The organism is Streptomyces sp. NPDC001348 (assembly GCF_053597535.1).
Genome location: NZ_JBSFIK010000015.1, coordinates 31152 through 40659, shown reverse-complemented (window position 1 = coordinate 40659; position 9508 = coordinate 31152). Strand labels below are relative to the sequence as shown.

General features: G+C 72.2%; 9 protein-coding genes. 3 read left to right on the top strand and 6 right to left on the bottom strand.

Features of this window, described 5'->3' with window-relative positions:
• Positions 1–136: 136 nt before the first annotated feature.
• Entirely contained in the window at positions 137–1075 is a 939-nt protein-coding gene (locus tag ACWC21_RS17780; RefSeq protein ID WP_450882747.1) for an AurF N-oxygenase family protein, read from the bottom strand.
• A gap of 124 nt (positions 1076–1199) precedes the next feature.
• Here ACWC21_RS17780 and ACWC21_RS17775 point away from each other — a divergent pair, with 124 nt between their 5' ends.
• Positions 1200–2324, top strand: coding sequence for a ferritin-like domain-containing protein (locus ACWC21_RS17775; protein ID WP_450882745.1), 1125 nt, complete (start codon positions 1200–1202; stop codon positions 2322–2324).
• A 69-nt stretch (positions 2325–2393) separates the two neighbouring features.
• A complete protein-coding gene (locus tag ACWC21_RS17770; RefSeq protein WP_450882743.1) occupies positions 2394–2993 on the top strand; it encodes a Uma2 family endonuclease in 600 nt (199 codons plus the stop codon).
• A gap of 66 nt (positions 2994–3059) precedes the next feature.
• Here the strand turns inward: ACWC21_RS17770 and ACWC21_RS17765 are convergent, their stop codons facing one another.
• The 5 genes from ACWC21_RS17765 to ACWC21_RS17745 all read right to left on the bottom strand — a co-directional run bounded on the left by ACWC21_RS17765 (position 3060) and on the right by ACWC21_RS17745 (position 8552).
• A complete protein-coding gene (locus ACWC21_RS17765; protein ID WP_450882741.1) occupies positions 3060–4517 on the bottom strand; it encodes a penicillin-binding transpeptidase domain-containing protein in 1458 nt (485 codons plus the stop codon).
• Positions 4514–5875, bottom strand: coding sequence for an FtsW/RodA/SpoVE family cell cycle protein (locus ACWC21_RS17760; RefSeq protein WP_450882739.1), 1362 nt, complete (start codon positions 5873–5875; stop codon positions 4514–4516). Before ACWC21_RS17760 ends, ACWC21_RS17765 begins: the two co-directional genes overlap by 4 nt.
• Positions 5876–5915: 40 nt before the next feature.
• Positions 5916–7109 (bottom strand): ATP-binding protein, encoded by a 1194-nt coding sequence (locus ACWC21_RS17755; RefSeq protein ID WP_450882975.1) that lies wholly within the window; start codon positions 7107–7109, stop codon positions 5916–5918.
• 134 nt (positions 7110–7243) lie between these two features.
• Positions 7244–7987 carry a hypothetical protein gene (locus ACWC21_RS17750; protein ID WP_450882738.1) on the bottom strand — a complete coding sequence of 248 codons (744 nt, stop codon included), beginning with the start codon at positions 7985–7987 and terminating at the stop codon, positions 7244–7246.
• 58 nt (positions 7988–8045) lie between these two features.
• Complete coding sequence (locus ACWC21_RS17745) at positions 8046–8552, bottom strand: protein-tyrosine phosphatase family protein (RefSeq protein WP_450882973.1); 507 nt, start codon at positions 8550–8552, stop codon at positions 8046–8048.
• 99 nt (positions 8553–8651) lie between these two features.
• Here ACWC21_RS17745 and ACWC21_RS17740 point away from each other — a divergent pair, with 99 nt between their 5' ends.
• A complete protein-coding gene (locus ACWC21_RS17740; protein WP_450882736.1) occupies positions 8652–9455 on the top strand; it encodes a nuclease-related domain-containing protein in 804 nt (267 codons plus the stop codon).
• Positions 9456–9508: the final 53 nt, after the last annotated feature.

Sequence of the window (9508 nt, the reverse complement as noted above, 5' to 3'; positions counted from 1 at the left end):
CGACCCCCCGCAGCACCCCGATGTCGTCCAGGCTGTGTCGATGTGCGGCTCCGCCGCGTGGCCGTCAGCCGTTTGGTGCGATCGGTCTGGGTGGGGGGGGGGGCGGTGGACTGGTGGGCCGCGGCCGGGGACGGTCTCAGGCGAGCAGTCCCGAAGACCTCCACAGCCGTCGGCCGACCCCCCGCAGCACCCCGATGTCGTCCAGGAAGTCCGTCAATCGCTTCGCTCCGGTCTGCATGACCTCCCGGCGGTGGGCGCTGGCCTTCACCTGGGCCATCGCCTCCCGCTTGTCGAGGCCCACGTTGGTGTACACGTCCGGGTTGATGAAGGCGACCGAGAAGACGCGGGCGAACTCGCCGGAGGTGACCCGGGTGAACTCCTGCGACCAGCGCGGCGCGGTCACCATCTGGCGGCGGAGCTCCTCGCGTGCGTAGCGGACGTGGCGGGCCTCCTCGACCACGTGGATGCGGGTGACACCACGGATCAGGGGCTGCACCCGCTCGTCGGGGAACGTCAGGCGCTGCATCCAGTCCAGGATCTCCTCGCCGAGCAGCGTCGCCGTGAACGAGCCGGGGGTGGTGGAGACCGTCTTGAACAGGCGGCCCAGGTTCTGGTGGGCCCGGCTCACCGGGTACCAGGGCGCGTCGCCCCGGGAGATCAGCCGGGCGAACATCTTGGAGTGCCGGCACTCGTCCTCGATCTCGGTCAGCGCGTACCGGACGTGCGCGCTCGTCGCCGCCTTGTCGTAGATGTGCCGGACCAGCAACTGCATCAGGATGATCTCGAACCAGATGCCCAGCGAGGCCAGCGCCGCCGCTTCGTGCTGGGAGAGCAGGATCCGCTGCTCCTCACTCATCCGCCGCCACAGCGGGGTGCCGTACAGCGACACCAGCTCCGGCGGCCAGAACCACTTGCCCTCCTCGAAGGGCGCGTCCCAGTCCAGTTCCTCGTCCGGGTCGAAGGAGTGCCTGGCGGAAGAGGCGAGCAGCCGCTCGGCCACCTGCTCCCGGTCCTTGAGCAGGCCGAGCGCGTCGCGCAGCCCCGCGAGCGCCTCGGCTTCCGTCACCGTCGTCATGGCTGTCCCACCTCGTTGCCCGGAGTCATGTGCCCTGCGGCACTTATGAGACTGCCTGTCAGCAAGGGCGTCAATCCCCTGCGCACCTCTTGTTGACTCGGCGTCTACGTGTGAGCCTGCGGGTATGTCGACCTATGACCTCTACGCCATGGACTCCGGTGACCCGCAGTGGCAGGTGCCGGCGAGCGGTTCCGCCCGCTTCAGCTGGGAGTACGACGACGGCCGCGACCGGCTGCTCGCCCTGTACCAGAAGGGCAAGGACAAGCAGTGGGACGGGCAGAAGCGCATCGACTGGGACCTGGAGGTCGACCCCCACGACCCGCTCGGCACCCCCGAGGAGGCGATGACCCTGTACGGCACGCCGTACTGGGCGAAGATGACCGACAAGGACAAGGGCGAGCTGCGGCAGCACTACGCCTCCTGGCAGTTCAGCCAGTTCCTGCACGGCGAGCAGGGCGCGATGATCTGCGCGGCACGGATCGTGGAGTCCGTCCCCGACCTGGACGCCAAGTTCTACTCCGCGACCCAGACCATGGACGAGGCCCGGCACGCCGAGATCTACGGCCGCTTCCTGCACGAGAAGATCGGGATGCTCTACCCGATCAACGACAACCTGCAGTCCCTGCTCGGCGACACCCTCCGCGACTCCCGCTGGGACATGCCCTACCTCGGCATGCAGGTGCTGATCGAGGGCCTGGCGCTCGCCGCCTTCGGCATGATCCGGGACACCACCGACAAGCCCCTGCCCAAGCAGATACTCGCCTACGTCATGCAGGACGAGGCCCGGCACGTCGCCTTCGGGCGGATGGCCCTGCGGGACTACTACAAGCAGCTCACCGACGCCGAACTGCGTGAGCGCGAGGAGTTCGTCGTCGAGGGCTGCTATCTGATGCGCGACCGCCTGCGGGGTGTCGAGGTCCTGGAGAACTTCGGCATACCCAAGGCGGAGGCCGAGGAGTTCAGCGAGCGGTCCGAGTTCCTCCGCCTCTTCCGCCAGCTGCTCTTCAGCCGCATCGTGCCCTGCGTCAAGGACATCGGCCTGTGGGGCAAGCGCCTGCAGCAGGCCTATGTCGACATGGGCGTGTTCGAGATGGGCGACTCCAACCTGGACCTGCTGATGGCCCAGGACGAGGAGATCGCCGAGCAGCTCGACGCGGAGCGGTTCGCGGCGGAGGAGCGGGAGCGGGTGGCCGAGGTGGGGGAGGCGATCGAGGAGGGGCAACGCCTCACCGGGCGATCACTCGATTGACGGACGAATCGGCATATTCGCCCGGGTACGCTGGCTGTGCCAGGCAGACTCCGCCGCATGGGAGTAATCATGAGCGCCGCGCGTGACTACGGGCTGGACGAGGACTACGAGTGGCCCCGTCCGCCGGCGGGCGGCTGGACGGCCGACGATCTGGACGAGCTTCCCAACCTTCCTCCGCACACGGAGCTGATCGACGGGAGCCTCGTCTTCGTGAGTCCGCAGACCTCCTTCCACATGCTTACCATCCGGCTGCTCGACATGAGCTTGCTTGAGCAGGCGCCGGACGAGTTCGATGTCTACCGAGAGTTCACGATCACGCTCGACCGATTCAGCCGGCCGGAGCCGGACGTCCTGGTGGTCCGCGCCGGAGCCGACACCGGCCCCAAGGACACCCGGCTCCTCCCGGAGGACGTCATCCTGGCCGTCGAGGTCGTGTCCGAGGACTCAGTGGCGCGTGACCGCGAGACCAAGCCACGCAAGTACGCCGCCGCGGGTATCCGGCACTTCTGGAGGGTGGAGCAGGAGGACGGCCTCCCCGTCGTCTATGTCCACGAGCTCGACCCACCGACGAAGACATACGTGCCCACCGGCATCTACCACGACAAGCTGAAGCTCACCGTCCCGTTCCCCATCGACATCGACCTCACGGCGATCAACCGCCGCCGCTAGACCCAGCAGCCGGAAGAGCGTCCCGTCGGCGTGCAGGCGTACGGAGCCGGACCGCCCGGCCCCGTCTCACCGACCGAGAACCGCCTCCATCACCGCCTTCGCGATCGGCGCCGCGTCACCCCCGCCGCTGATGTGACCGCGGTCGGCCGAGGCGTCCTCCACCACCACCGCCACCGCGACCTTGGGCTCCAGTTCGTCGTCGGCCTGCGCCCAGGAGACGAACCAGGCGTACGGGACACCGGAGTTGCCGATGCCGTGCTGGGCGGTGCCGGTCTTGCCGCCGACCGTGGCACCGCGGATCGCGGCGTTGCCGCCGGTCCCCTCCCGCACCACGTCGGTCATCAGCTCCCGCATCCGCGCGGCCGTCGACGGCCGCATCACCAGGCGCGGCGGGCGGGGGCCGTACTCCGCCACGGTCTCACCGCCCCTGCGGGTGATCCGCTCCACCAGGTACGGCGGCCGCAGCTGCCCGCCGTTCGCGACCGCCGCCGCGACCATCGCCATCTGCAGCGGTGTGGCCCGGGTGTTGAACTGCCCGATCGAGGACAGCGCCAGCTGCGCCCGGTCCACGCCCGGGTCGAAGGTGCTCGGCGCGACCGGGAACGGGATCCTCAGGTGCCGGTCGTTGAACCCGAAGGCCTGCGCCGTGGCCCGCATGTGCTCGGCGCCCGTGTCCACGCCCAGTTTGGCGAACACCGTGTTGCACGACCACTCGAAGGCCATCCGCACCGAGGCGTCCCGGCAGCCGTCGGACTCGTTCGTCAGCCTCGTCCTGGTGCCGGGCAGCGTGTACGGGTCGGGGGAGCGCGTCCGCCGGTCCAGGTCCCGCACCGCGCCCGCGTCGAGGGCCGCCGCCGCGGTCACCACCTTGAAGGTGGAACCCGGCGGATACGTCTGCCGCACCGCCCGGTTGAGCATCGGCTTCTCCGGGTCGTCGCCCAGCCGCGCCCAGGCCGAGGCCACCGCCTCACCGTTCCCGGACAACTCGGTCGGGTCGTACGACGGCGTCGACACCAGCGCCAGCACCCGGCCGGTGGCCGGCTCGATCGCGGCCACCGCGCCCTTGCGGGCACCCAGGCCCTTGAACGCCGCCTGCTGCGCGTCCCGGGACAGAGTCGTCACCACGTCACCGCCGGCGTTCCGGGCCCGCGCGACGTCGTTCCACAGCGGCAGCGCGGACAGCATCGGGTCGGTGCCGGACAGCACCGCGTCCTCGGTGTGCTCCAGCAGTGTCGTCCCGTACCGCTGCGAGGAGAACCCGGTGACCGGGGCGTACAACGGGCCGTACCGGTAGCTGCGTTCGTAGCGCAGCTGCTCCCCGCTGTCCCACGAGCCGGTCACCGGCTCGCCGCCCACCAGGATGTTCCCGCGAGGCTGCTGGTAACGGGCGATCGAGGGGCGGCGGTTGGCCGGGTTGCCGTCGTAGGACCGGCTCTGGACGACCTGGACGCGGGCCGCGTTCACCAGCAGGGCCGCCAGCAGCAGGACGCAGAAGGCGGCGGCGCGGTGGATGTGCTTCGTCACGGGGCCTCCCGCCCGTCGTACTGCCGGCGGGCCGAGTCGCTCAGCCGGATCAGCAGGGCGACGATCGCCCAGTTGGTGACCACGGACGAGCCGCCCTGTGCCAGGAACGGCATCGCCATGCCGGTCAGCGGGATCAGACCCGTCACCCCGCCCGCGATCACGAACACCTGGAGCGCGACCAGCGAGGCCAGTCCGACCGCGAGGAGACGGCCGAAGGGGTCGCGCAGCGCCAGGCCCGCCCGGTAGCCGCGCTCCACGAGGAGCCCGTAGAGCAGGAAGATCGCGGAGAGGCCGGCCAGGCCGAGTTCCTCGCCCGCCGTGGCCAGGATGAAGTCCGACTTGGTGGCGAAGCCGATCAGGGTGGAATGGCCGAGACCCAGGCCCGTGCCGGCGACCCCGCCCGCCGCGAAGGCGAACAGCGACTGCGCGAGCTGGCCCGGGCCCCGGCCGGCGTCGATCGTGGCGAACGGGTGCAGCCAGTCCTCGACCCGGCCGTGCACGTGCGGTTCCAGCCGGCCGACCGCGACCGCGCCGAGCACCGCGAGCAGCAGGCCGACCGCGATCCAGCCGGTGCGGCCGGTGGCGACGTACAGCAGGACCACGAACAGGGCGAAGAACAGCAGCGAGGTACCCAGGTCGCACTCCAGGACCAGGACGCCGACGCTCAGCAGCCAGATGGCGACGATCGGGCCGAGGACCCGGCCCGTGGGCAGCAGCAGCCACCCGACGCGGCGGCCGCTGTGGGCGAGCGCGGTGCGGTTGGCCGCCAGGTACGCGGCGAAGAACACCGCGAGCAGCACCTTCGCGAACTCGCCCGGCTGGATGGAGAATCCGGCGATCCGGATCCAGATGCGGGCGCCGTTCACCGCCGGGAACAGAACCGGCAGCGTCAGCAGCACGAGGGCGGCGGCCACGCACACGTAGGCGTAGCGCTGCAGCACCCGGTGGTCGCGCAGCAGCAGCACGACCACGATGAACAGGGCCACGCCCAGCGTCGACCACACGAGCTGGGCCGGAGCCGCCCGGTCGTACGGTGTCACCAGGTCGAGCCGGTAGATCAGCACCAGGCCCAGACCGTTGAGCAGCACGCCGATCGGCAGCGGGAGCGGATCGGCGCACGGGGCGCGCACCCGGACGGCCGTGTGCGCGAGCAGGGCGAGGACGCCCAGCCCCGCTCCGTAGCCGGCCGCACCGGACGGCACGGTGCCGTAGCGGGCCAGACCGACGGCGCAGTAGCCGTACACGGACAGCAGGACGGCCAGCACGATCAGGGCGAGTTCGATGCCACGGCGCCGGGGGAGGGGTACGGCGGGCGCCTGGGGCTGTGCCGCCGCCACGGTGGTTCCGGCCTTGGTCATGTCCGGAACCTACCTAAATGTGACATCGGATGTGCCCTGTTCATCCCTCCGTCGGCGAGATGTCGGACCGCAGGGTCAGGGTCGCCACCGCACCGCCGTCCGGGGAGTCGGCGAAGGTCAGCCGGGCACCCAGCACCTCCGCCTGGCCCACCGCGATCGTCAGCCCGAGCCCGTGCCCCTTCGCGCCGCCCTCGGTGCGGAAGCGCTGCGGGCCGTGCAGCAGCAGGTACTCCGGATAGCCGTCACCGTGGTCCCGTACGGTCACCACCGGCCCGTCCACGGTCAGCTCCACCGGCGTACGCCCGTGCTTGTGCGCGTTGGCCACGAGATTGCCCAGCACCCGCTCCAGCCGCCGCCGGTCGGTCTCCACGCGCGCGTTGCGTACGACCCGCACCCCGGTGTCCGTGCCCGACGCCCGTACCACCCGCTCCGCCAGCGCGCCCAGGTCCTCCGTGTCCAGCTCCAGCCGCTCCCGGCCGGCGTCCAGCCGGGAGATCTCCAGCAGGTCCTCGGTGAGGGTGCGCAACGCCGCCACCCGGTCGCGCACCAGCTCCGTCGGCCGCCCCGGCGGCAGCAGTTCGGCCGCCGCGTGCAGCCCGGTCAGCGGGGTGCGCAGCTCGTGCGCGACGTCCGCGGTGAACCGCTGCTCGCTCAGCAGCTTGCTCTGCAGCGACGACGCCATGGAGTCCAGAGCGTCCGCGACCGCGGCCACCTCGTCCTGGGGGCGGGTCGGATCCTGCGCGAGCGGATCGTTCACGCGCGCGTCCAGGTCACCGGCGCTGATCCGCCGGGCCACCCGCGCCGTGCCGTGCAGCCGCCGCGTCACGCGGGTCACCGCGAACGCGCCGACCAGCAGCGTCGCCCCGATGGCCAGGGCCGACGACCACAGGATCGCCCGGTCCAGGCCGGCTATGGTGCCCGCCTGCTGCGAGTAGTCGACCTCCACCGCGAGCGTCCGGCCGCCGTCGACGGGGCCCGCCGCCCACATAGCGGGGTGCCCGTGGTGCGTGCCGACCATCGTGCCGCGCTCCCCGGTCACCGCCAGCTTCCGCAGCGCCGCGGGCAGCCCCGCGGGGTCCACGCCGGCGCCGTGCGGCAGGGCGTCGCCCGCCTGGAACGCCGCGGTCGCCTCGGTCAGCCGGTCCAGCGCCTGGTGCCGGGCCTGTCCGACGGTCTGGTCGGTCACCGAGACGTGCACCAGGACGCCGAGCAGCGCGGCCAGCGCACAGCACATCACCACGATGAACCCGGCCGTCTTCACGGCCAGCGTCCCGGCCCACCGCGGCAGCCTCGGCCGGGGAGGTATCGGCCGCGGAAGCCTCGGCCGTGGAACCCGCAGCCCTCGCGGAAGCCCCGCCAGCGGGCCCCTCATCGCAGGCTCGCCGAGGGGGACAGCGACGGGGAGGGCGCGGGGGCCCTGTGCCCCCGTCCGGCGCCGTGCCTGCCGGTGCGCAGGAACTCGTCCCGGGAGAAGACCATCGCGCGCTGGTGCGGGTCCCACGCCCAGGTGGTGCGGTACTCGTAGCCGGTGATCCCGGCCGGGGAGCGGACGATCACGGTCCGGCCGGCCAGCTCGACCCCGATGATCGCGTCGTCGTCGGCCAGCACCTGCACCAGCCTGTGGTGCTCGACGGTGTAGACCCGCACGGCCGTCTGGTTCGTCGGATACAGCCGGAACCCCAACGTCATGTCGTCGCGCCCGTCCCCGGTCAGGTCGCGGTAGTACGCCTTCAGCACGGGGCACCGCCGTGCGTCCCCGCCCCGCTCGCAGTCGTCCATCCGGACCGCCGCGGCGTGGTACGCCCCCTTGGGGCCGTAGTCGTCCGGGTGCGCCGCCGTCTCCGCGCGGACGACGGCGACCGGGTCGACCCGGTGGACGTCGTCGCCGGGCACGGTGACGCCCTTCACGGTCTCCGTGCTGCCCTCGTCGTAGGGCCAGGCCGGCCTGGACGCCGGGCGCAGGTCGGGCCAGAGCCGGTCGGGGCCGACCGCCGCCGGGGTGGACCCGGCGGCGCGCAGACCGCCCGTGTCACCGCAGCCGGCCGCGGCCAGCGCCACCAGGGCGACGGCGCAGGCTGCGCGGGCGGTGCGGGTCGGGCGGGTGCGGGGCACGGTGCTCCTGTGGCCGGAATCTTTCGGTCAAGCGGGCCGCGCGGCGGCCCAGCACACCTTATTCGGCCAACTCCTCCAGGAGGCGAGCGGTGGTCAGGCCCGTGCGCAGGTACTCGACGAACAGCTCGTTGTGCAGCGCCCAGGGGGAGCGCCGGCCGCGGACGATCCGTATCGCGTCCTCGGCGCCGTGCCCCCGGCGCATCAGCGCATGCGCCACGACCAGGCCCGATCGGTTGTACCCGTGGTAACAGCGGACGAGGACCTTGCGGCCCGCGTCCAGCGCCTCGTTCGCCGCCCGGGCCAGCCGCATCACCCCGGCGAGCTGCGTACCGTCCAGCGGACCGTCGGGAATCGGCCACACATGATGCTCGACGCCCGGCTCCGGCCCATGCCCCGGAAGCCGAAGCAGCGTCTGTACGAGATCGAACTCGTCCCGCACGACGGCGAACTCCAGCTGCCCCGCCGGGCCCCGGAACTCGTGGCCGCCCATCCACAGGCCCGGCACTATCTCGCTCCACGGGGTACCCGGAGCCGGTACGTCGGGTTGTCTCCTGCGGGTACGCAACGGCGCCTCCCCCACTCCGTCCCCCACCGCTGTCAACGGTAACGGGGTTATTGCCCGGGGAGCACCCCGCCTGTTCCCATGGTCGAGGGGTGATGGCGGATGAGCGGACTGCGCGTCGTGCCGACCTGGCGGCACGGACAGGAACGGCTGTACGTCTGCGGCAGGGACGGCGGCAACATCGCCTGGTACGACCGTGAGGCGGGCCGGGTCAACCTGCTCAGCGAGGACCACGAGGAGGACGTGCTCCGGGCCCTGGGCCCCTTCCTGACCGGCCCGGTCACGGTGGGACCGCCACCGGTCCCCTCCCCGGCCGAGATGGCCCGTCTCACCCTCCACCCGGACGACGACCTGGCGCCCAACCGCCCCGGCGAGGCGCTCCTCGTCGCCCTCGACCGCGACCCCGCCCCGCCGCACCGCCTGCGCCCCGACCCGCGCCGCCGCGCCCTCGCGGCCGAGCAGACGGTCGGCGAGGCACTGGACCGGCTGGACGGCACGGGCTGGCACACCCTGCACTCCGTCCCCCTGCCCGGCGGCGACCGCATCCACCACCTGGTGATCGGCCCCGGCGGCCTCTTCGCCGTCCACACGGTGAACGCCCGCCGCCACCGCGTCCTCGTCACCGACCCGATGGTCACCCTGGGCCGCCGCGACCCGCTCCCCCTCCTCCGCCGGGCCCGCACGGCCGCCGACCGCGCGTCCCACGCCCTCACCGCGGAGGTCCGCCCCGTACTCGCCCTGGTCGACCCCGGCGAGGTGTCGATACCGGTACCCCCGCGCGACGTCCGGGTCCTGCGCGCCCCGGACATCGAAAGCCTGTCCCGCTTGGGAGGCGTACTGAAACCGGCGGACGTGGAGGCACTGCACGCGATGGCCCGGGACCGGGGGACGTGGGGGAGGGTGTGAGGCGGTGCCGTTCTGGCGTCGGTCGGGGACTACTCAGCCCAACCAGCCCGTCT